The organism is Thermochromatium tepidum ATCC 43061 (genome assembly GCF_009664085.1).
GTDB classification, from domain to species: Bacteria; Pseudomonadota; Gammaproteobacteria; order Chromatiales; family Chromatiaceae; genus Thermochromatium; species Thermochromatium tepidum.
In genome coordinates this window covers 2,004,194-2,026,064 of record NZ_CP039268.1, presented here as the reverse complement: position 1 = coordinate 2,026,064, position 21,871 = coordinate 2,004,194, and the positions used below count along the sequence as shown (strand labels likewise).

Below are 21,871 nucleotides of genomic sequence, written 5' to 3'. Positions count from 1 at the left end.
TGGGATAAGCGGCCTTTAGGTGCGAAGCCATGAACAAGAACCCAGGGTCATGGTATTGTTCCCACACTTGGAGGCGCCCGTCCGAGGATTCACGCCAAAGCGCCGTCCAGGCGCTCGACCGCTTCCTGCCGTGACTGCCCATGATAGATTCCAATACCCTGATTCACGAGCGCCTCGCGCGCTCGATCCTCATCCTCGACGGCGCCATGGGCACCATGATCCAGCGCCAGGGGCTGACCGAGGCCGATTATCGCGGCGCGCGCTTTGCCGATTGGCCGCGCGACCTCAAGGGCAACAATGATCTGCTGGTGCTCACCCGGCCCGAGGTGATCGACGGCATCCATCGCGCCTATCTGGAGGCCGGCGCTGACATCATCGAGACCAACAGCTTCAATGCCACCCGCATCGCCATGGCCGATTACGGGATGGAGGGGCTCGTCTACGAGATCAATGTCGCGGCGGCTCGACTGGCGCGCGCGGCCGCCGATGCCTACGCGACGCCGGAGAAACCGCGTTTCGTCGCCGGGGTGCTCGGACCGACCAATCGCACCGCCTCGATCTCGCCCGATGTCAATGACCCGGGTGCGCGCAACATCGACTTCGATACCCTGGTCGCGGCCTATGCCGAGTCGGCGCGCGGTCTGATCGCAGGCGGCGCCGATCTGATCCTGATCGAGACCATCTTTGATACCCTGAACGCCAAGGCGGCGATCTTTGCGGTCAAGCAGGTGTTCGACGAGGACGGGGTCGAGCGCCCGATCATGCTCTCGGGCACCATCACCGATCAATCGGGTCGGACCCTGACCGGTCAGACCACCGAGGCCTTCTACAACTCACTGCGCCATGCCGAGCCCCTCAGCGTGGGGCTCAACTGCGCCCTTGGCCCCTTCGAGCTGCGCCAGTATGTCGAGGAGCTGGCCCGGATCAGTGAGTTTCATGTCTCGGCCCATCCCAACGCCGGTCTGCCGAACGCGCTCGGCGGTTATGACCTCGGACCCGAGGTGATGGCGACCGAGATCGCCGAGTGGGCGCGCGCGGGGTTCCTCAACATCGTTGGCGGTTGCTGTGGCACCACGCCGGATCATATCCGCGCCATCGCCGAGGCCGTGGCGGGCCTGCCCCCGCGCGTGCGGCCGACCATCGAGCCCGCCTGCCGACTGGCGGGTCTGGAACCGCTGAACATCGGCCCAGACACCCTGTTCGTCAATGTCGGCGAGCGGACCAATGTCACGGGTTCGGCGCGGTTTCGGCGCCTGATCAAGGAGGGCGATTACGACACGGCGCTCAGCATCGCCCAGGAGCAGGTCGACAACGGCGCCCAGATCATCGATGTGAACATGGACGAGGGCCTGCTCGACGCCGTGGCAGCGATGCGCCGGTTCCTGAACCTGATCGCCGCCGAGCCCGAGATCGCCCGGGTGCCGGTGATGATCGATTCCTCCAAGTGGGAGGTGATCGAGACCGGACTCAAATGCGTCCAGGGCAAGCCGATCGTCAACTCGATCTCACTCAAGGAGGGTGAGCAAAGGTTCATCGACCAGGCGCGGCTGTGTCGGCGCTATGGTGCAGCGGTCATCGTCATGGCCTTCGACGAGCAGGGCCAGGCCGACACCCAGGCGCGCAAGGTCGAGATCTGTACCCGGGCCTACCGGCTGCTGACCGAGCGGGTTGGCTTCCCGCCCGAGGACATCATCTTCGACCCCAACATCTTTGCCGTGGCCACCGGCATCGAGGAACACGACCACTACGCGGTCGATTTCATCGAGGCCACGCGCGAGATCAAACGCACCCTGCCGCATGCCCTGGTCTCGGGGGGGGTGTCCAATGTCTCCTTCTCCTTTCGCGGCAACGAACCGGTGCGCCAGGCGCTCCATGCCGTCTTCCTCTATCACGCCATCCGGGCCGGGATGGATATGGGGATCGTCAATGCCGGCCAGCTTGCCATCTATGACGAGCTACCCGAGGAGCTGCGCGATGCGGTCGAGGATGTGATCTTAAACCGCCGTCCGGACGCCACCGAGCGCCTGCTCGAGCTGGCCCCGAGGTACCAGGGTGAAGGCGCTGGACCTGAGAACAGGTCCGATCTGGAATGGCGCACCTGGCCGGTCGAGAAACGGCTTGAGCACGCGCTGGTCAAGGGTATCGCCGACTTCATCGATGAGGACACCGAGGCCGCGCGTCAGACCCTCGGGCGCCCGCTGGCGGTGATCGAGGGCCCGCTGATGCAGGGCATGGACCTCGTCGGCGACCTGTTCGGTGCGGGCAAGATGTTCCTGCCGCAGGTGGTGAAATCGGCGCGGGTGATGAAGAAGGCGGTGGCCTATCTCCAGCCCTTCCTGGAGGCCGAGCAGGCCGAGGGCGGCGCCGAGGCGAGCAGCAACGGCAAGTTCCTGATCGCCACGGTCAAGGGCGACGTCCACGACATCGGCAAGAACATCGTCGCCGTGGTCTTGCAGTGCAATGGCTATGAGGTCATCGACCTCGGGGTCATGGTGCCGGCCGAGACCATCCTCCAGCGTGCGCGCGCGGTCGGTGCCGATGTGATCGGGCTCTCGGGTCTGATCACGCCCTCGCTCGACGAGATGGTGCACGTGGCCAAGGAGATGCAGCGTCAGGGGCTTGAGCTGCCGCTGCTGATCGGCGGTGCCACCACCTCCAAACTGCACACTGCCCTCAAGATCGCCCCCCAGCGCACGGCCCCGGTCATCTATGTGCCGGATGCCTCACGGGCCGTGGGCGTGGTCTCCAACCTGCTGAGCGAGACCCAGCGCCCAGGCTATGTGGCCGCCATTGCCGAGGAGTACGAGCGCCTGCGCGCCGAGCGCGATGGGCGTGCGGCGACCCGTAAGTCGGTGTCGATCCTGGAGGCGCGTGCCAATCGCCCGGCGCTCGACTGGGCGGGCTATGAGCCGCCGCGACCGGCACTGCTCGACCCTGAGTTCAGCGAGACGGCCCCCTGGTCGCTCGCGCTGGAGCGCGCCGGCGAGACGGTGATCGCCACGCTCGCTGATTTTCCGCTCGACGACCTGGTGCACACCATCGACTGGCTCCCCTTCTTTCGCGCCTGGGAGCTGGCACACAGCCGCTTCCCGGACATCCTCGACGACCCAGTGATCGGCGAGGAGGCGCGCATGCTCTATGCCGAGGCCCAGGTATTTCTGGAACGGCTGGTGGCCGAGCGCTGGCTCCAGGCACGCGCGGTGTTTGGTTTCTTTCCCGCCAATGGGATCGGGGACGACGACATCGCACTCTATGCCGACGCGGCGCGCACCCAGCGGCTCGCGACCCTGCACCACCTGCGCCAGCAGATGCCACGCGCTGGCGGACGCCAACAGGCCAATTTCTGTCTCTCCGACTTCATCGCCCCAGCCGAGTGCGGACGCCCTGACTGGATCGGGGCCTTTGCCGTCACGGCGGGGGTGGGGATCGAGGGGCCTCTGGCGCGGTTCGTGGCCGATCAGGATGACTACAGCGCGATCCTGCTCAAGGCGCTCGCCGACCGGCTGGCCGAATCATTCGCCGAGCGGCTGCACCAACTGGTGCGCACCCGCTATTGGGGCTATGCGACGGATGAGCAGCTCAGCAACGAAGAGCTCATTGCCGAGCATTATCGGGGCATCCGACCAGCGCCCGGCTATGCCGCCTGCCCGGATCACACCGAGAAGGGGACGCTCTGGAGGCTGCTCGAACCCGACCGGCGCATCGGTCTTATCCTCACCGAAAACTTTGCCATGCTGCCGGCGGCGTCAGTCTCGGGCTGGTACTTCGCCCACCCCGAGGCGCGCTATTTCGGTGTGGGGCGCATCCAGCGCGATCAGGTCGAGGACTATGCCCAGCGCAAGGGTTGGACCCTGGATGAGGCCGAGCGCTGGCTGGCGCCGGTGCTGGGCTATGAGCCCTGAGTATCCAGTGTGGCGGCGCATCCGGTCAATGCCCCGCAATTGACCCATATCAATCAATCCGAATCTTCCGATGGACCCGGCACAGGCGCTTGTCTTAATGTTGATCGCAGGCCCAAGCTCGCCGGCTTGTCAGGCACTAAGACACCCAAATCCCGCGGCCAAGACCCGGGATTCCGTTCGACCACCTCGGAGGACATCCACATGGCCTGGAGCATTCCACGCCTCTCACGCCGCGCCTTTCTCAAAACCACAGGCTATGGCGCAGCCGGTCTGACCCTGCTGTCGCCCGCCACCCAGTTCGTCAAGACCGCCACCGCCAAGGACGAAACGATCGAAGAGATCTCCTACAGCATCTGCAACTTCTGCTCTTCGCTGTGCAACCTCAGGGTCACGACCCACACCCGCCACGGCGAGAGGCGGGTCGTCAAGCTCGACGGCAACCCGCATTCAACCCTCAACCGCGGCAAGATCTGCGCCCGCGGTCAGGCCGGGTTGCGCCAGACCTATGACACCGACCGGCTAAAAACGCCGCTGATCCGGGTCAAGGGCTCCAAGCGCGGCGAATACGCCTTTCGGGCCGCGAGCTGGGAGGAGGCCTATGCCTATATCGCCGAGAAGACCAAGGCCACCGCGATCCAGCCCTGGGAGTGGACCATGGTCGGCGGCTGGACCTCGTGCGTGTTCTATATGAACTGGGCGGTGCCCTTCGCCATGGCCAACGAGGTCCCTAACATCGTCGCCTCGCCGATGCAGCACTGTGTCACCACTGGTCACCTTGGCACGGATCTCGTCACCGGCAATTTCAACATCCACGACGAGATGCTGCCGGACTTCGACAACGCCAAGTACATCCTCTTTATGGGCAACAACGCCTCGATCGGCGCGGTCTCGACCTGCCGCATGGTGCGCTTCGCCCAGGGGCGCAAGAAGGGGGCCAAGATCGTCGCGCTCGACCCGCGCCGCTCCGAGACCGCGGCCAAGGCCGATGAATGGATCCAGATCCGGCCTGGCACCGACCTGCCGTTCCTCTTGGCGATGATGCGGATCCTGATGGAGGAGGGACTGTACGACGCCAGCTTCCTGCGCAAACACACCAACATGCCCTTCCTCGCCTATCGCGACGAGTCCGGCGAGCTGCGACTGCTGACCGACGCCCAGGGCCGCCCCCAGGTGCGGGTCGAGGGCCGCGACGAGGTGCGCGCGGTCCCCGCCTTCGGTAACGACAATACGATCGATATCGAAGGCAACGCCTTCACCCCGGCGCTCAGAACGTCCAAGGAGTTCACACTCGACGGACGGGCGGTGATGACGGTGTTCGAGGCCCAGCTCGAGGAGCTTCAGCCCTACACCACCAAATGGGCCGCTGACATCACCGGCATCGCCCCCGAGGTCATCGAGCGCATCGCCCATGAGTTTGGCACCACACGCCCGGCGATCATCGATCCAGGCTGGCATGGGGCGCGCTACAGCAACATCATGATGGCGCGTCGCGTCCAGGCCATGATCCAGGCCCTTATCGGCGGCATCGATCGCGTCGGCGGCTGGATCAACTCGGGCGAGGTCCATCACAAGGCCGCACGCCTGTACGAGGCCATGGAGCACGGCTATGAGATGGGCTCGCCGCTGGCCACGCTCCCGGGGATGGCCTTTGCCAAGATGGTGATCGGCGCCCTCTCCAAGGGTGAGAACTTCTCACATGGTCGCCCCGGCTGGACCTGGGTGTGGAATGCGCAGGAGAAGGCCGCTGGGCACTTCAACGTCGCCCTGCCGGTGATGACCGAGTCCGGACTGCGCGAATCGGTCGAGGGGCGCGTTCAGTTCAACGGTGAGCCCTATCTGACCCGCGCCTTCCTGATCAACGCCTCCAATCCGGTGCGTCACTATTACCCCGATACCCGCTGGAAGGAGATCCTGAGCCACGCCAACGTCGAGCTGGTGGTCTTGATCGATGTCCTGCCCTCGGATACGGCGCTCTATGCCGATGTCATCCTGCCCAATACCACCTATCTGGAGCGCGATGAACCGACCCTCTATGGCAATGGCGTCAATCACGACCTGGCCCTGACCACCCGCTATGCTGCCATCCCGCCGCTCTACGACACCGAGGAGACGGCCGACATCCTGCTTAAGATGACCGAGATCATCTCGGGCAACACAGAGACCTTCCATGACTGGGTCGAGAAGCTGACGGGGCTCAAGGCTGCGCCGGTCAAGGCCGCGCTCGAACGCAATCGCCAGAGGCTAAAGAAAGGCGCCTATCAGCTCGCCTGTCGCGAGGTCGCCTTCGCTCAGGCCGCCGAACGGCTTGGGGTGACGCCCGAGCACATCGACCGTGTCCTGCGCGCCAAGGGCATCTATCACGAGCTCGACCGCGAACAGATCCTCGAAGAGCACGCCATGCCCTGGCGGATGCCGGTACCCACCGAGAGCGGACGGGTCGAGTTCTTCTCCCCCCTGATGCGGAAATTGCGCGACGAGGGTCATACCGCGCCCAACTTCAATGTGCTGGCCGGCAATGTCCCGATCCAGCTCCGTTCCGGCTCGCCGCGCGAGGTCGCCGCGCCCCTGGCCAAGGACGAGTTCTATTTCACCTATGGCAAGACCCCGACCGTCTCGCACGCCTCGACCAACAGCAACAACCCGGTGCTCGCCGCGATCAACGAATTCAAACACGACGTCTACAAGGGGGTCTGGATCCACCCCGAACGCGCCGCGCGGCTGGGGATCGCCATGGGCGACCCGATCCGGATCACCAACACCCAGTCCGGCCAGCAGACCACAGGGCACGCCTATGTGACGCGCCTGGTCCATCCAGAGGTCGTCTTCGTCTATAGCTCGTTTGGCGTCGAGAACCCGGCCCTGTCGCGCACCCACGGCGACGGCACCGCCACCAGCAAGCTCGTCCCCTATCAGGTCGAGCCGGTGGTCGCGGGCTTCCGTTCGCAAGAGTTCACCGTCCGCGTCAGCCGGGCCTGAGGGAGGATCTGATCCATGACTCACTATGCAATGGTCATCGACCTCAATACCTGTGTCGGTTGCAATGCCTGCATGGCCGCCTGCGCGATGGAGAACCAGACCCCGGTCTGGGACAAGAAAAAATGGCGCACCTATGTGCACGACAAGGAGATCGGCGTCGGCTCGGACGTGCACCGGCGCTTCTTCCCGCGACTGTGCAATCACTGCGACAACCCGCCCTGTATGACGGTCTGCCCGACCGGGGCGACCCAAAAGAAGGCCAACGGCATCGTCTTTGTCGATCAGGACCTGTGCATGGGCTGCGGGGCCTGTGCCATGGCCTGTCCCTATCACGCGCGGGTGCCCATCACCAAACGCGACATGCGCCTGGGACGCGAGTTCTATGGATCGGACTATCGGCGCACTAGTCCGAGCATGGACAAGTGTTCCTTCTGCGATCACCTGGTCGAGCAGGGGCGCAAGCCGGCCTGTGTCGAGACCTGTGTCGGGTCTTCGCGTCTGTTCGGCGATCTCGACGATCCAGAAGACCCGATCGCCCAGATCGTCGCCAGCGGTGCCGCCCGGCCCCTGATGCCGCACATCGGCACCCGACCCAATGTCTATTACATCGACGATATCCGCTGGAGGGGCTAACGCGATGGACGTCAACATGACCTATGCGACCCAGGACCTCTGGACCTGGTGGCTTGCCATCTATCTCTACTTCGGCGGTCTGGGTGCGGCGACCCTGGCGGTGACCTTCCTCACCGATATGTATCTCAAGCCCAACCGCCATCTCGTGATCTGGGGAGCAGGCGCGGGCGTAGTGCTCTTGGCGCTCGGCTCGCTGATGCTGTTCGGTCATCTGCTCGACAAGACGGCCGTCCTGACCGTGCTCAATCCGATGGCGATGTTCAATCAATCGAGTGCCTGGATCGCCTGGGGCACCCAGTTCATCATCTGGATGATGGTCTGGGGCGTGCTCTATGCCCTGCCCTATGTGCGCGAGACCCAGTTGGCGCAGCGGATGCCCGTGCTTCGCGACCTGATCGAGAAGCCGTTCGTCATCGGTACCGCCAGGCTGGTGCAGCGATTCCATTACAGCGTCGGCTGGCTGGCGGTCGTCAACGGGGTGGGCGTGGCGGTCTACACGGGCCTGCTGCTGCAATCCTTCCCGGCGGTCGCGCTCTGGCACAACCCGGCGGTGCCCCTGCTGTTTACGGTCTCGGCCTTCTCGACCGCCATGGCCTTTTTGTTGGTCCTGATGTACACCCTGCTCAAGGATCAGGCCGATGAGCATGTGCGAGTGCTCTATGAGCGCATCGACCTGGTGCTGATCGCCGCCGAGCTGGTGATCCTGTTCTCGCTCTACCAGTACCTCAAGAACGGCTCGGAGTCGGCGGTGCGCTCGTTGGAGTTGCTGTGGAACGACTACGGCTGGCTGGTCGGCTTCATCGGCTTCGGTCTGGTCGTGCCCTTCCTGCTCGAACTCAAGGGCGTGATACGCGGCTGGGGCAGCCGGGTGCCGATCCTGACCGCCTCGGTGCTGGTGCTGGCCGGCGGCTATCTGTTGCGTCATTACTTCATGTATGCCGGGGTCTATGCCTATCCCTGGTGAGGCGCGCGACAACCCACCCATGATGGCCAAACCCGACCCGAGCCATCTACGCCGACTGGCCCTGCTGCTGGCCATGCCGGAGACGGGTGCCCTGGAGGCCCTGCGCGAGCTCGCTGAGCTTGAGCCCTGGCTCTTAGAACCCATCGCCGAGCTGGACGCCTTGCCGCTGGAGCACTGGCAGGCCGAGCATACCCGATTGTTCGTCAGCGGCTATCCCAAGACGCCCTGTCCGCCCTTCGAATCGGCCCATCGTCAGGGCACCCTGGGCGGCACGGTGCTGCAAGAGCTCCAGGGGCTCTATCGGCGCGCCGGCCTGGACTCAGGCGAGGTGCCGCCCGACTATCTGGGGGCCCAACTGGAGTTCGCGGCCTATCTGTTGGATGTGGGCTCGGCTGAGGGTCTGGCCGATACGCTCGCCGCCGAGCTCTGGGAGGCGCATCTGTGCCGCTGGCTGCCGCGCCTTGCCAGGGATCTCCAGTCACAGGCGCGTCTGGCCCTGTATCGCGCGCTCGGCGCCTGTTTGGGGCGACTCTGTCCAAAGTCTGAAGCTCAGGCCTCGGAGGACTCGGATGACGCCTGAAGCCGGGTGGTGCCTCTGTCCCGAAGGGCTGGCCGAAGACCAGGCGCTGATCGCGGCGGTGATCGCCGTCCATGAGCGTCTCCTCACCGAGACCCTGGCCGGCGATCCCATGCTCAACCTGGCCCTACCGATCGAGGTGCGTGCCCTGCGTCGCGTCGAGGACTGGCGCGTGCTGTTGCTGCTGACGCCCTGGATGTTGGCGCGGCTGTTCTTCCCCGATCGTGTGCCAGCGCTCGCGCTGCCCGAGGGCTGGTCGGCGGCCGAGCGCGCGAACGCCGAGTATCTGGTCCTGGGGCCGTGTCTGCGCTTTGAACTGTTCGGCCAGTCGCAACAGGCCCATCTCGGCTATCAGGAGCCGCTCGGTCACTATCTGCTGCAACCACTCTGTCTGAACATGGAACCCTACCGCGATGCTGACGCCGTCTTCGAGCATTGGGGCGAGGTCATCCGCGTGCGCGACGCGAACATGGAGGCCGCGCGGCGCGACTGCCCGATGCAGAAGGAGATCTCGCGGCGCGAGCTGTTTCGGCGTCTGAGGCCGGGTGATTGAGCGACGGGGTTGTGGCTTGGTAGCCTGAGAAACTGCCGTCATCATCGGCGTCTTTTGTCCGTCCCGTGACCATGACCGGCGTGCATCCATCCGTCCGCTTTTTTCTCTATCTGCTCGTCTGCCTGATGTTAGCGGCGCTGCTTACCCCGGCCCTGATGGCCACGGGTTGGATGACGATCGAGCCGCATCGGGTCATGGGGCGGCTCGCCCAGTCGTTGATCCTGCTTGGGTTCTGGCCGTTTCTGCGTTGGCAGGGGCTTACGCGGCGCTCGGCGCTTGGCTATGGGGCAAGCTGGCCGGTCTTGAGGCGCGCGATCCTCGGCGGCTGGGTGCTGGGTGTGCTGATCCTGGTGGCGTTGGTGATGGCGCTGCTCGAACTGGAGATCCGTCTGCCCGATTCAAGCCCAGCCCCCTGGTCGCAGACGGCGTTGCGTATTGTTCAGGCGCTGATCGGCGGTGTGTTGATCGGGGTGCTGGAGGAGACCTTCTTCCGTGGCGCCCTCTATGCGGCGCTCCGCGAGCACGGCGGCGCCCGCGCGGCGATGATCTGGAGCGCCGCGCTCTATGCCGTGCTGCATTTCATGAAACCGGGTGCCTTGCCCGATTCGGCGGCCTTAGACGCGCTGGGTGCGCTCCGGATGTTCGTCCATGTCTTCATCGATCTATTCCAGTGGCAGCACCTGGATTCGCTGGTGGCGCTGTTTATGGCCGGGCTGCTGCTGGCCCTGGTGCGCGAGCGCGCTGGGCACATCGGCTGGTGTATCGGTCTGCATGCCGGCTGGGTGCTGGTGATCCAGGCCAGTCGCCGTCTGACCGACGTCAACGACGACTCGCCCTTGTCGTTCCTGGTCGGCGACTATGACGGGATCATCGGCTGGCTCGCTGCACTCTGGATCGGCCTGCTGATGGCGCTCTATTGGCCCGGGTTGGCCCTCTGGCGCAGCCAGTCGCGCACGGCTCTGAGATGACGACGGCTGACGATCGGTCTGTCGTCACAGCCGGATAGGAGTGCACGTGTCGAGCCGTCGGGTTGCCGTTCAACCCCGATCAGACGCGCGCGCATCACCAAGGCATTGCGGTGGATGCGCAGCAGGAGCTCCGGAAAGTCGTGTTCGAAGGCGCACAGTGAATGGTCGACGAGCAGGACACCGTCTCGATGATGCACGCACACGTATTTTTGATCGGCGCTCAAATAGATGACGTCCGCAAGCGAAATCCGTCGCTGTTGGCCACGATAATAGGCCCGGATCTCCAGGTCGGGTTTGCGCGCGCCCATGGGGTAGGCATGGCGGTCGTCCGTCCCGCTGCTCTCGGCCGACCAAAGGGGTTCTGCTCGGTGTCTATCGCCTAAGATGTCTAGCGTCTTCATCCGATTTCTCCGAACCTCGAAATCCATGACTATGCGCACTGACTTCAATTGAAGTCTAGGTCCTTGCGTGTCTTCGAGTTGCGAAGGCGTGCAGGTTTTTCGCAAGCACGCCGCGCTGAGGGGTCACTCAGTCGGCGACTGCGGGCACGGAAGGCACCTCGGGCGTCAGGTTCGGGGGCTTGAGCGGCTACAGATAGCGTCGCCAGTGCTCGGGGCGCTCGTCGCGGCAGCCGTGCTCGATCAGTGCATAGCGCTTGGCGAAGAGCTTTTGGGTTGAGTTGAGTTTATCGAGTTCGAGACCGCTGTTGGCGCGCAGGGTCTCTTCGGTGTAGTGGTGAAGGGCGCGACGCAGACGATTGAACAGATTGGTGTCGAGGTGCAGACCCAGTTCGGTCAGCGCCTCTTCGATCTCGAGCAGGGTAGTCTTGAGGACGTCGTAACTGACGCGCAGCAGACAGGGTGAGACCGGCTCGGCACGCAGGATGCCGTCCACCTCGCTTAGGAATAGCGCCGCCGTTCGCGCTTGATGCGGATTCGGATGAATCCGATGAAACACGATCTCGCGATGCTTGATGCGCTCGTCGTCGTTGATATCCATAGATTCCTCATGCTAATACGGCATTCAAAATAATCAAGCGGTTTAAACTTTGCGCCTGGAAGTTCTCTATCCTCGGGGGCATGATGAAAGAAACCCATATCACGCCGGGCATCTGGCTGCGAAGCCTGTTGTTTTTCATCCTCTACAACCTGATGGGCATTGTGCACAGTTTGGTGAGTTTGGCGCTGGCGCCCTTTCAGACGCGCGAGCAGCGCCATCATTTCGTCAATCACTGGACGCGCGCGACCATGTGGCTATTGCGTCGGCTCAACGGCATCGAGGTCGAGGTCGAGGGACGCGAGCACCTGCCGCGCAATGAGCCTGTGGTGATCATGGCCAATCATCAGAGCGAGTGGGAGACCTTCTATCTCCATTTGTTGGTCTCCCCTCAGGCCACGGTCATCAAGCGCGAGCTCCTGTGGGTGCCGTTCTTCGGCTGGGGGTTGGCGCTGCTCGAACCCATCGCCATCGATCGGGGCAAGCCGGTCCAGGCCCTCAAGACGCTGTTGCGCGAGGGCAAGCGGCGACTCGATCAGGGGATGAGCGTGGTCATCTATCCGGAGGGGACGCGCCAGCCACCGGGCCAGGTCGGGCGTTTTAATGCCGGCGGTGCCCAGCTGGCGTGTCGGTCCGGACGGCGGGTGCTGCCTGTAGTCCATAATGCCGGCGACTGCTGGCCGGCGCGCTCGCTGTTGCGTAAGCCGGGGCGCATCCGGTTGATCATCGGGGAGCCGATGCGCTGTGACTCTGGTGTCGATGCGCTCAACGCCCGGGTCGAGCGCTGGATCCGGGAGAGGGCGGCCTTGATCATGGCGGATCAGAGACAGCCCGAGTCCGGGTACAGGCTCAGCGATAGCCCAGCGTGACACGCTCCAGTCCGGCCAGATCGCGGTGGGTCTCGATCGCCCGCAGTCCAGACTGGGCGAGGATCCGCCGGACCCGTTCGGCCTGATCGAAGCCGTGCTCGACGGCGAGCAGTCCGCCGGGGTGGAGACAGCGTCCGGCGTCGGCGGCGATGGCGCGGATGGCGTCCAGCCCATCGCCGCCTGGGGTGAGCGCTAAGCGCGGCTCGAAACGCAGGTCGCCCCGCCCGAGATGGGGATCCTGCTCGGCGATGTAGGGCGGGTTGCTGAGGATGGCGTCTAGGGTGTCGGACGCCAGGGCCCTTAGCCAGTCCATCTGCAGACAGCGGATCTGCTCCAGACCCAGGAGACGGAAATTGTCCCGGGCGACCGCCAGCGCCTGGGCCGAGCGGTCGGTGGCGATCAGCCGCCAGTCCGGTCGCTCGCTCGCCAGCGCAGCGGCGATGGCGCCGCTGCCGGTGCCGAGGTCTGCCACCTGCACCGGACGTTGGGCGGCGAGTCGATCGAGCGCGATCTCGATCAGGAGTTCGGTCTCTGGGCGAGGAATGAGGGTGTCTGGCGTGACCCTGAGCTCCAGGGTCCAGAATGTCTGGCGTCCGAGAATATAGGCGATCGGCTCGCCGGTGAGTCGGCGTGCGAGCAGGGCCGCGAAGCGTTCGGCGGCGGCAGGATCGAGTATGCGCTCGGGCCAGGCGAGTAGCGCGGTGCGTGTCCAGCCGGTCGCCGCGGTGAGCAACAATTCGGCCTCCAGTCGGGGGTTCGATTCCGGTAGGGTGGCAAGCACCGAGGCAGCCTGGCGCAGGATGTCGTCGGTTCGGCTCATCGCGGGGCACAAATAAAAAGGCTTAGAGGAATGCCTCTAAGCCTTGTTGGGTTTGGTAGCGGGGGCAGGATTTGAACCTACGACCTTCGGGTTATGAGCCCGACGAGCTGCCTGACTGCTCCACCCCGCAATAGAGGGCCTAATAGTAGCCATCCTTGCGAAAGGATGCAACTCTGATACGTGCATTTTTTGGATGACATCGATCAGCCCCCTGAAGCACACCCAAGCATCCGGGACTCACCCGACCATTCTCTGGTTCAGACGTGATCTGCGTCTGGATGACAATCCCGCGCTCGTTGCCGCGTTACGCGATGGGGGGGCGATCATTCCGGTCTATATCCATGCGCCTGAGGAAGAGGCCCCCTGGGAGCCGGGCGCCGCCAGCCGCTGGTGGCTGCACTGGAGTCTGGCGGCACTCGATGAGTCGCTGCGCAACTGCGGTAATCGGCTCTGGATCCTACGTGGACCGAGTCTCGAGGCGCTACGTCGTCTCGTCGCCGAGACCGGCGCGCGGGCGATCCATTGGAATCGTCTCTATGATCCGGCCACACGCGCGCGCGATGCAGAGATCAAGCAGAGGCTGCGCGCCGCCGGTCTGCACTGCGAGAGTCACAAGTCCAATCTGCTCTTTGAGCCCTGGGAGATCCTCAACGCGGGTGGTCAGCCCTATCGCGTCTTCCGTGCCTTCTGGCGCGCCTGGAGTCGCGCGCTGAACGGGAGGCCGCCTTATCCGGCCCCGGAGGTCATTCCAGGACTGCCCCAGGATCGGCCCGAGCCCGGCGAGAGGCCGAGGCTCGATGATCTGGATCTTCTGCCGCGCATCGACTGGGATCAGGGGCTACGCGCGACCTGGACGCCGGGGGAGTGCGCTGCATGGGTGCGCGCCCAGTCCTTCATCACCAGTCGCCTGGCCCAGTATGGCGAAAAGCGCGATCGCCCCGACCAGCCGGGTAGCTCGCGTCTGTCACCCCATCTGCATTTTGGCGAGATCAGCCCGCGCCGTCTGCTTGCTCTGATCGTCACGGCGTTCGGCGACCCGACCCGAGGCGCGGCCGAACCCTATGTCCGCGAGCTCGGCTGGCGCGAGTTCGCCCATCACCTGCTGTATCACTTTCCAGAGACGCCGACCGAACCCCTGGATCGTCGCTTCAGTGCCTTCCCCTGGGCCGAGGAGGATCTAGAGACGTCCTTGCGGGCCTGGCAGCAGGGCCGTACCGGCATCCCGCTGGTCGATGCCGGGATGCGCGAGCTGTGGCACACTGGTTGGATGCACAATCGCGTGCGGATGGTGGTCGCCTCGCTTCTGACCAAGAACCTACTGATCCCCTGGCAGAGCGGTGCGCGCTGGTTCTGGGATACCCTGGTCGATGCCGATCTGGCCAACAATACGCTCGGTTGGCAGTGGACGTCCGGCTGTGGGGCGGATGCCGCACCCTATTTCCGGATCTTCAATCCGGTGCTCCAGGGACAGCGTTTCGATCCGGACGGGGCCTATGTGCGCCTCTGGTGCCCGGAGCTGGCGCGTCTGCCGAACAAGTATCTCCAACAGCCCTGGGCTGCACCCCAGTCGGTCCTGGCGGACGCTGGCGTTCGGCTCGGGGTCGACTATCCACACCCCATCGTCGATCTGGCCCAATCTCGCGCGCGGGCACTGGCGGCCTGGGAGCGGATCCGGTGACATACCGGCATGGAGCGAAAACAGTTTTTGCTCGTCCGCACCGGCGCTCTCAACGGAGAGCAAAGCGCCCAAAAACCACCCTGAACGACTTTGTTGAGGTTTTTAACAACAGGTCAATGATACTGCTCGGTGGTGTAGTGCCCAGGCGCCTGGCGCCGATGCCGCACCAGTCCACGTGCCTCCAGGATCTCCTGGACATCCTTGATCATGGCCGAGTTTCCGCACAGCATCACATGGCTGGTTGCCGGGGCGATGGTCAGACCGAGGTGGCGCTCCAGTTCGCCGCTGGTGAGTAGATCCGTGATGCGGCCGGGCAGGGCCTGAGGCCAGGGTTCGCGACTGACGGCGGCCACGCGCGTAAAACGCCCGGGGTGACTGTTGGCGATCGCAGCGAGCGTCTCGCCATAGGCCAGGTCTGCGCCCTGGCGCACGCCGTGGACCAGGACCACCCGCTCGAACAGACGCCAGGGATCCGGTGAACGCAGGATCGATAGATAGACCCCGAGTCCAGTGCCCGTGGCCAGCATCCATAGATCCCGCGTCGGCTGGACGGTCTCCAGGGTGAAGATGCCGCTGGCGGTCGCCGTCACCCAGACCCGGTCGCCTGGATTGAGCGCCGAGAGCGGCGGTGTCAGTGGTCCCTGCGGGACCTCGTTGAAAAAGATCTCGATCGGCTGCTCGCCGGGGGCGTTGACCAGGGAGTAGGGACGTCCCACGCGCTCACCCTGGATATCGAGCGCGACCTTGATGTATTGGCCCGCCACGAAGTCTGCGATGGGGGCCTCGAATCGCAGGCTGTAGAGTCCCTCGTTCCAGCGATGCTTGCCGACGACCCGGGCCTCGACCCAATCTCTCATAGCCATCTCACCTCACATCCATCCACTCTACGATTAAAGAGGCGGACGGCACATCCGCCTTCCTTCATGATCGGTACGATCGGCGCCATTGCAATCCCGCCGCAATGCTCTACTTCCATGAGACACAAGCCCCACCATTTTGGAGTCGATGATGAAACCATCCTTATTGCTGCTGGGTCTGGCGGCCATGTGCGCGACGGCAACAGGTGCAGAGACCCGAACCTGCTCATCCCTGCTCGATCTCGAGGTGCGGCGTCTGGCTAGCGAGGAGGTCGTCAATCTGTGCCACGCCTATCAGGGCCAGGTGATCCTGGTGGTCAACACCGCCAGCCGATGCGGTTTTACCTCGCAGTACGAGGGGTTGGAACGGCTCTATCGGACCTACAGCGATCGCGGCTTCGTGGTCCTGGGCTTTCCGTCCAACGACTTCGCCAACCAGGAGCCGGGCAGCGAACAGGAGATCCAGCGCTTCTGCCGCCTGACCTACTCAGTCGAGTTCCCGATGTTCGAGAAGATAAGCGTCAAGAAGGGACGGGCCGCGCCGCTATTCGAGCGATTGGCGGCCGCCGGGGCGCCCTATCCCAAGTGGAACTTCTATAAATACCTGATCGACCGCAACGGCAACCTCGTTGATCACTATATCAGCACCACCAAGCCCGACAGCGCCAAGATTATCCAGGCCATCGAGCGTTTGCTGTAAACCACGGCTAGGGCGTCGGCGCCCGAAGCGGTGGGCGTCCGGCGCGTTTGCGCAACCAGTTGAAGGCGGCCATGGCCCTGGGATTCATCGCGATCCGGCGCTCCAGCGCGAACTTGCCCGGAAAATCACTGAGCACCAGCCCGACCAGGATCGTCAAGACTCCCTGGCCGGGCAGCACCAGCATGAGAAGCCCACAAAGCACCAGCAGCCAGCCCAAGACATTCTTCGATACCCGCAGCCCCAGATAGATCAGCGGATGAAAGCGCCGCAGACGGCTCCAAGGACGCTTGGAATCGAGGAAATAATCCTCGGGCATGGCTGCCACCAGCACCGGCAGCGCCAGAATAGAACCGATGAAGGTCAACACGGAGGCGCCCGCCAGTAGCAGCGTCAGCCCCTGATGGGACAGGATCCAGTGCAGGAGGCCGTTGAACATGTCGCCGCGCGTTCAGGGTGTCTGCTCGGCGTGCAGTTCGGCCGCCTGCAAGGTGTTCTCAAGCAGACTGGCGATGGTCATGGGCCCGACCCCGCCCGGCACCGGCGTGATCCAGGACGCGCGTTCGGCGCAGCTCGCAAAGTCCAGGTCACCGACGAGCCGGCCATCAGGTGTGCGATTGATCCCGACGTCGATCACGATGGCCCCTTCCTTGATCCAGTCGCCCGGAACGAACCCGGGGCGTCCGACCGCAACGACCAGGATATCGGCCCCTCGGACCTTGTCGGCCAGGTCGCGGGTCCGGCTGTGGCAGAGCGTGACCGTGCAGCGTGCCGCAAGCAGCTCCAGCGCCATGGGGCGTCCGACGATGTTCGACTGGCCGATGATGACGGCATCCAGTCCCTCCAGCGTCCGCCCGGTATGGGCCAGAAGCGTCATCACCCCCTTGGGGGTACAGGGACGCAGTAGGGGTCGGCGTAGCACCAGACGACCGACGTTGTAGGGATGAAAGCCATCGACGTCCTTGGTTGGGGCGATGCGCTCGGTGACGGCTGCCTCATCGAGCCCGGCGGGTAGCGGCAGCTGGACCAGGATGCCATCGATGGCCGGATCGGCGTTGAGTCGGTCGATCAGGGCCATCAGCTCGGCCTGAGAGGTATGTTCCGGAAGCTCGTGCAGTTCCGAGTGGAAGCCGACCTCGGCGCAGGCACGGCGTTTGTTACGCACATAGACCTGGGAGGCCGGGTTCTGACCCACCAGGACCACGGCCAGTCCAGGTGCTCTACCACGGTTGGCCAGTATGGCGGCGGCACCCTGACGGATGCTGTGTTGAATCTCGGCGGCGATGGCCTTGCCATCGAGTCGGGCGGCGCTCATGGGTTCGATATCGATCCTGTTACAAATGGCCAAGGGGCGAGTGACGCCCCATAATAATGGCTTGCCGTCGGCTGTAAACGCCCTCGCTCGCTGTGGGGGTAGATGGAGCATGGCCAGGGTCGCCTTAGGCCTTGACTCCCAGGTCCGGGCACGTCGGACCCGCCGACCGCCCCCTTCGTTTTATGGTGATGCGCGTGGCCGAAACCATCCTGACCCGTATCGAGATCAGCAAGGACTATCTCAATTTCAGCGCCGGCCATTTCACCCTGTTCTCGGCCACCGAGCGCGAGAATCTGCATGGTCACAACTTCAGGGTGCGTTGTGCGGTCACCGCTCGGGTGGGCGAGGATGGTCTAACCTTTGACTATGTGATCCTCAAGCGCGCGCTCAAGGAGCTCTGCGACGCACTCGACGAGCGTGTGCTGCTGCCGCTGGAATCGCCCTATCTGCGTATCGAGCGCCAGGATGGGTTGGTACTGGCGCACTTCGCCGAGGAGCGCATCCCCTTTCTGGACCGCGATGTCCTGCTCTTACCCATCCGTAACGTCACCATCGAGGAACTGGCGCCGCTGCTGCTCGGACGGTTGCGCGCGCATCCCGAGATCACGGCCATGCTCCCGACGATCCGCGCCATCAAACTCGGCGTTTCATCAGGACAGGGGCAGTGGGCCACTGCTCAATGGGAGTCCGTCTCTGCATGAACCAACTCATCATCACAGGTGCCAGCTCTGGCATCGGACACGCCATCGCCGCACGCTTCCTGGCCGCTGGCTGGGGCGTGCTCAATCTGTCGCGCCGCCCCTGCCCGGAGCCTGGGGTCGAGAACCTGGGTGTCGATCTGGAATCGCCCGCCAGTCTGGACGCCCTGGCCGAGACACTGCCGGAACGGATCGCCACCGAGGGCCAGATCTGTCTGGTGCACAATGCCTCGATCATGCGTGCCGACCGCATCGACGCCCTGCCGGATGCCGATCTGCGCGCGGTGCTCGAACTCAACCTGCTTGCGCCCAATCGGCTCAACCAGCTCATCCTGCCGCGCATGAGGGCCGGATCGAGCGTGCTCTATATCGGTTCGACCCTGTCCGAGAAGGCCGTTCCTGGGGCGGCCAGCTATGTGATCGTCAAGCACGCGCTCGTCGGGATGATGCGGGCCACCTGTCAGGATCTGGCCGGGCGCGGCATCCATACCTGCCTGATCTGTCCCGGCTTCACGGATACCCCACAAGTGCGCGCCCTCATCGATGGCCATCCAGAGACGCTGACCGCCATCACGGCGATGAATGCCTTTGGTCGTCTGATCGCGCCCAGGGAGATCGCCGCTGTGGTCGCCTTCGCCGCCGCATCGCCCGTACTCAACGGGGCGGTCATCCATGCCAATCTCGGACAGATTGAACGCTGATGGTAGGAAAAGCGCCCCCCGCCGGCGGTCAGCTTGCAGACGCCGACATTTCAGCTGGAAACCACACACTGGAAATCGAAACGCGCGTGGTCTGTATCAGCGGAGGCACCTCGGGGATCGGCGCCGGGCTGGTCGCGGCCTTTCTCGACGCCGGGGATCGGGTCTATACCTTCGGACGCTCGCCAGAGAAGATCGAGACCGTGCGCGCGCGTTGGCCGGAGGCGGTCGCCGCTGGCCGTCTGACCGCCCTGATCGGCGATGTCACGGACGCCGATTTTCGTCAACGGCTGACCGAACGGCTGGAGCTCGAGACCGGTCGGCTGGACGTGCTGGTCAATAATGCAGGTATCATCCGCGCCAGCGGGACACTGGAAGAGAGCCTGGAGCACTGGCGTGAGACCCTGGAGATCAATCTCGTCGCGCCCTTCGCCCTGACCCAGATCTGCGCCCCATTGCTCGATCGGTCGGACATGCCTGTGGTGATCAATCTGTCTTCGGCCTGCGCCCAACATCCCTTCTCCACCTGTACCTCGACCAGCTATTCGGTCTCCAAGGCCGGACTCGACATGCTTACGCGCCGACTGGCGCTGGCGCTGGGGCCGCGTGGGATTCGGGTCAATGGTGTGGCACCCGGCGTGGTTGCGACCGAGATTTGGGACGGGGCAGACGCCCTGATGCAGTCGATCGTAGAGCGCCATCATGTCCTGCGTCGACAGATCCTCACCCCCGCCGACATCGCCGAGGCCGTGCTCTTCCTGGCCTCGCCGCGCGCCCGACTCGTGACAGGTGCCATGCTCAACGTCGATGCCGGTTATACGCTAGGCTGACGCGCCCCTTGGTCCTCGCTGACCAGCCGGTAATCGCTGTCCCGTACATCCTGGATCAGCAGATCGACATTGTCGGGGGCGGCCCCGACCAGGCTCAGGGCCATGGCCCCCAGCCGCAGACTGGCCTCGATGGCCTCCGGATAGGTTCGAGTCGCCCCCGCCGCCATCAGGCGCGCGCTCTGCTCCAGATCACGCGCCCGGGCGATGATCGGCAGGTGCGGATAGTGTTGACGCAGGTAGGACACAGTGCGCCAGGCGGTGTCGGGCTGATCGATGGTCACGACGACCAGAGCGGCGCGCTCACCGTGCGCGGCGGCAAAGAGTCCGACATCGGCGACATCGCCATAAAACACCGCATAGCCATCCTCGCGTCCACGCGCGACCCGCTTTAGATCGGTGTCGAAGGCCACGAAGGGCACGGCGCTGGCGTGCAACAGGGTCGCGACCGTATGCCCAACCCGTCCATAGCCGCAGATGATCACATGGTCGCGCAGATCGGCGATGCTGAGCGGCGACTGTGACTCGCCCAGCCCCTCTATGGCATCCGAGCGGGCAAGCCGGCGGGCGATGGCGCCATTGTGACGGATGAGGAAGGGCGCGATCACCATCGACAGCAGAACCGACATCAGCGCCACCTGCTCGGCTCGACCGGCGATGGCGCCGGACTCCAGCGCGATCGCCAGCAGCGCGAAGCCGAACTCACCGCCGACCGCCAGCAGCAAAGCCACGCGCCAGGAGGTCGGTGCATCGGCCCCACTCAGACGGACGATGGGGGCCACCACCAGTGCCTTGAGCACCAACAGCGATAGTGCGCCGCCAAGCGCCAGGTGCCAGACCTCCGGCAAGGCCCAAGGATCAAAAAGCATCCCGATCCCGACGAAGAACAGTCCGACCAACACGTCGCGAAAGGGTCGGATCGCCGCCTCGATCTGATGCCGAAACTCCGTCTCGCCAAGCATCATCCCGACCAGAAAACCGCCGAAGGCCATCGATAGGCCCAGACCGCCGGTGATCCAGGCGGCAGTCAGTGAGACGAACAGCACAGTGAGGGTGAACAACTCCGTGGAACGACGCGCCACGATCAGATGGAAGAGTGGACGCAGTAGCCAGCGTCCGGCGATATAGACCAGCGCCAGCGCCAGCGCCGCCTTGACCATCGCCCAGCCGAGCGCGCGCGCGACGGGCTCGATGCCAGAGGCCAGTCCCAGCACCGGGATGATGACGACGAAGGGCACGGCGGTGACGTCCTGGAACACCGACATCGCCAGCCCCAGGCGTCCGTGACGGCTCTGCTCCTCACGCTGTTCCTCAAGCAGCTTACCGAGGATGGTGGTCGAGGACTGCGCGAACACCGCGCCGACGACGAAGGCCGCGACCGGCGAGAGGCCAAGGAGCCAGGCCGGAACCGCAACCAGCGCGGTCGTCAGCACGACCTGCGTCGTGCCCAGCCAAAGCACCGTATGACGCAGTGCCCGCAGCTGCGGCAGTGAGAAGTTCAATCCGATCGTGAACAGCAGAAAGACGATCCCATACTCGGAGAGCGACCTTAGCTGATCGCCCTCGATCACCAGACCTGGGGTATGGGGACCGAGCAGCACGCCGACCAGCAGATAGCCGAGGACGGGCGGGGCCTGCAGGCGCTGGAAGCCCCAAACCAGTGCGGTCGCGCTGCCAAGCAGCAGGAGGAGGTGTGTCAGAGATTGATCGGACATGCGGGGCGATTCCAGTGGCGTCTCGTTAGAGCGAGCGGGCGTGCGGCCATGACGCGATTTGATTGGCATTGCCCGTCGATTAAATTTAAACAATTGATTAAATCAATTGTTACATGGGGTTTGAATCC

General features: G+C 64.3%; 20 protein-coding genes and 1 tRNA gene. 13 read left to right on the top strand and 8 right to left on the bottom strand.

The window, feature by feature from the left end; translation table 11 throughout:
• The first annotated feature begins 140 nt into the window (after nt 1-140).
• The 7 genes from metH to E6P07_RS09255 all read left to right on the top strand — a co-directional run bounded on the left by metH (nt 141) and on the right by E6P07_RS09255 (nt 10,573).
• Nucleotides 141-3,902 (top strand): methionine synthase, encoded by a 3,762-nt coding sequence (gene metH, locus E6P07_RS09285; protein ID WP_153975343.1) that lies wholly within the window; start codon nt 141-143, stop codon nt 3,900-3,902.
• A 201-nt stretch (nt 3,903-4,103) separates the two neighbouring features.
• Entirely contained in the window at nt 4,104-6,878 is a 2,775-nt protein-coding gene (locus E6P07_RS09280) for a molybdopterin-dependent oxidoreductase (RefSeq protein WP_153975342.1), read from the top strand.
• A gap of 15 nt (nt 6,879-6,893) precedes the next feature.
• Complete coding sequence (locus E6P07_RS09275; RefSeq protein ID WP_153975341.1) at nt 6,894-7,511, top strand: 4Fe-4S dicluster domain-containing protein; 618 nt, start codon at nt 6,894-6,896, stop codon at nt 7,509-7,511.
• A gap of 4 nt (nt 7,512-7,515) precedes the next feature.
• Nucleotides 7,516-8,475: an NrfD/PsrC family molybdoenzyme membrane anchor subunit gene (gene nrfD / locus E6P07_RS09270; protein WP_153975340.1), complete on the top strand. Its 960-nt coding sequence runs from the start codon at nt 7,516-7,518 to the stop codon at nt 8,473-8,475.
• On the top strand, nt 8,459-9,055 hold the full coding sequence (locus tag E6P07_RS09265; RefSeq protein WP_170286796.1) for a TorD/DmsD family molecular chaperone: 597 nt from the start codon (nt 8,459-8,461) through the stop codon (nt 9,053-9,055). The genes nrfD and E6P07_RS09265 overlap by 17 nt, the downstream gene beginning before the upstream one ends.
• Nucleotides 9,045-9,605: a [NiFe]-hydrogenase assembly chaperone HybE gene (gene hybE, locus E6P07_RS09260; RefSeq protein WP_153975338.1), complete on the top strand. Its 561-nt coding sequence runs from the start codon at nt 9,045-9,047 to the stop codon at nt 9,603-9,605. Before E6P07_RS09265 ends, hybE begins: the two co-directional genes overlap by 11 nt.
• A gap of 80 nt (nt 9,606-9,685) precedes the next feature.
• Nucleotides 9,686-10,573, top strand: a complete 888-nt coding sequence (locus E6P07_RS09255) for a CPBP family intramembrane glutamic endopeptidase (RefSeq protein ID WP_246172811.1) — start codon at nt 9,686-9,688, stop codon at nt 10,571-10,573.
• Here the strand turns inward: E6P07_RS09255 and E6P07_RS09250 are convergent.
• Both E6P07_RS09250 and E6P07_RS09245 read right to left on the bottom strand, forming a co-directional pair.
• Entirely contained in the window at nt 10,519-10,974 is a 456-nt protein-coding gene (locus tag E6P07_RS09250; RefSeq protein ID WP_162008623.1) for a LytTR family DNA-binding domain-containing protein, read from the bottom strand. The two genes, E6P07_RS09255 and E6P07_RS09250, sit on opposite strands and share 55 nt — an antisense overlap.
• A gap of 187 nt (nt 10,975-11,161) precedes the next feature.
• Complete coding sequence (locus E6P07_RS09245; RefSeq protein WP_153975336.1) at nt 11,162-11,572, bottom strand: hypothetical protein; 411 nt, start codon at nt 11,570-11,572, stop codon at nt 11,162-11,164.
• Nucleotides 11,573-11,655: 83 nt separating this feature from the next.
• Here E6P07_RS09245 and E6P07_RS09240 point away from each other — a divergent pair, with 83 nt between their 5' ends.
• Complete coding sequence (locus E6P07_RS09240; protein WP_153975335.1) at nt 11,656-12,438, top strand: lysophospholipid acyltransferase family protein; 783 nt, start codon at nt 11,656-11,658, stop codon at nt 12,436-12,438.
• Here E6P07_RS09240 and prmC read toward each other — a convergent pair.
• A complete protein-coding gene (prmC, locus tag E6P07_RS09235; RefSeq protein ID WP_153975334.1) occupies nt 12,419-13,258 on the bottom strand; it encodes a peptide chain release factor N(5)-glutamine methyltransferase in 840 nt (279 codons plus the stop codon). The two genes, E6P07_RS09240 and prmC, sit on opposite strands and share 20 nt — an antisense overlap.
• A 53-nt stretch (nt 13,259-13,311) precedes the next feature.
• Nucleotides 13,312-13,388: transfer RNA gene (locus E6P07_RS09230), tRNA-Met, on the bottom strand.
• Nucleotides 13,389-13,451: 63 nt separating this feature from the next.
• Here E6P07_RS09230 and E6P07_RS09225 point away from each other — a divergent pair.
• Nucleotides 13,452-14,936, top strand: a complete 1,485-nt coding sequence (locus E6P07_RS09225) for a cryptochrome/photolyase family protein (protein WP_153975333.1) — start codon at nt 13,452-13,454, stop codon at nt 14,934-14,936.
• Nucleotides 14,937-15,049: 113 nt separating this feature from the next.
• On the opposite strand, the gene E6P07_RS09220 is transcribed toward E6P07_RS09225, so the two are convergent.
• The gene (locus E6P07_RS09220; protein ID WP_153976196.1) at nt 15,050-15,793 is read right to left on the bottom strand and encodes a ferredoxin--NADP reductase; all 744 of its coding nucleotides are present in this window, start codon (nt 15,791-15,793) and stop codon (nt 15,050-15,052) included.
• A gap of 151 nt (nt 15,794-15,944) precedes the next feature.
• Here E6P07_RS09220 and E6P07_RS09215 point away from each other — a divergent pair, with 151 nt between their 5' ends.
• Nucleotides 15,945-16,493: a glutathione peroxidase gene (locus tag E6P07_RS09215; protein WP_153975332.1), complete on the top strand. Its 549-nt coding sequence runs from the start codon at nt 15,945-15,947 to the stop codon at nt 16,491-16,493.
• A gap of 7 nt (nt 16,494-16,500) precedes the next feature.
• Here the strand turns inward: E6P07_RS09215 and E6P07_RS09210 are convergent, their stop codons facing one another.
• A complete protein-coding gene (locus E6P07_RS09210) occupies nt 16,501-16,929 on the bottom strand; it encodes a PGPGW domain-containing protein (RefSeq protein WP_153975331.1) in 429 nt (142 codons plus the stop codon).
• A gap of 12 nt (nt 16,930-16,941) precedes the next feature.
• Nucleotides 16,942-17,805, bottom strand: a complete 864-nt coding sequence (folD, locus tag E6P07_RS09205) for a bifunctional methylenetetrahydrofolate dehydrogenase/methenyltetrahydrofolate cyclohydrolase FolD (protein ID WP_153975330.1) — start codon at nt 17,803-17,805, stop codon at nt 16,942-16,944.
• A gap of 188 nt (nt 17,806-17,993) precedes the next feature.
• Between folD and E6P07_RS09200 the strand changes: the two genes are divergently transcribed.
• Genes E6P07_RS09200 through E6P07_RS09190 form a run of 3 tightly spaced genes read left to right on the top strand, consistent with a single transcriptional unit; the run spans nt 17,994 to nt 20,031 of the window.
• Nucleotides 17,994-18,506 (top strand): 6-pyruvoyl trahydropterin synthase family protein, encoded by a 513-nt coding sequence (locus E6P07_RS09200; RefSeq protein ID WP_170286795.1) that lies wholly within the window; start codon nt 17,994-17,996, stop codon nt 18,504-18,506.
• Complete coding sequence (locus E6P07_RS09195; protein WP_153975329.1) at nt 18,503-19,204, top strand: SDR family NAD(P)-dependent oxidoreductase; 702 nt, start codon at nt 18,503-18,505, stop codon at nt 19,202-19,204. The genes E6P07_RS09200 and E6P07_RS09195 overlap by 4 nt, the downstream gene beginning before the upstream one ends.
• Nucleotides 19,204-20,031: an SDR family NAD(P)-dependent oxidoreductase gene (locus E6P07_RS09190; RefSeq protein ID WP_153975328.1), complete on the top strand. Its 828-nt coding sequence runs from the start codon at nt 19,204-19,206 to the stop codon at nt 20,029-20,031. The genes E6P07_RS09195 and E6P07_RS09190 overlap by 1 nt, the downstream gene beginning before the upstream one ends.
• Here the strand turns inward: E6P07_RS09190 and E6P07_RS09185 are convergent.
• On the bottom strand, nt 20,016-21,743 hold the full coding sequence (locus tag E6P07_RS09185) for a cation:proton antiporter (RefSeq protein WP_153975327.1): 1,728 nt from the start codon (nt 21,741-21,743) through the stop codon (nt 20,016-20,018). The genes E6P07_RS09190 and E6P07_RS09185 overlap by 16 nt on opposite strands.
• Nucleotides 21,744-21,871 lie beyond the last annotated feature (128 nt).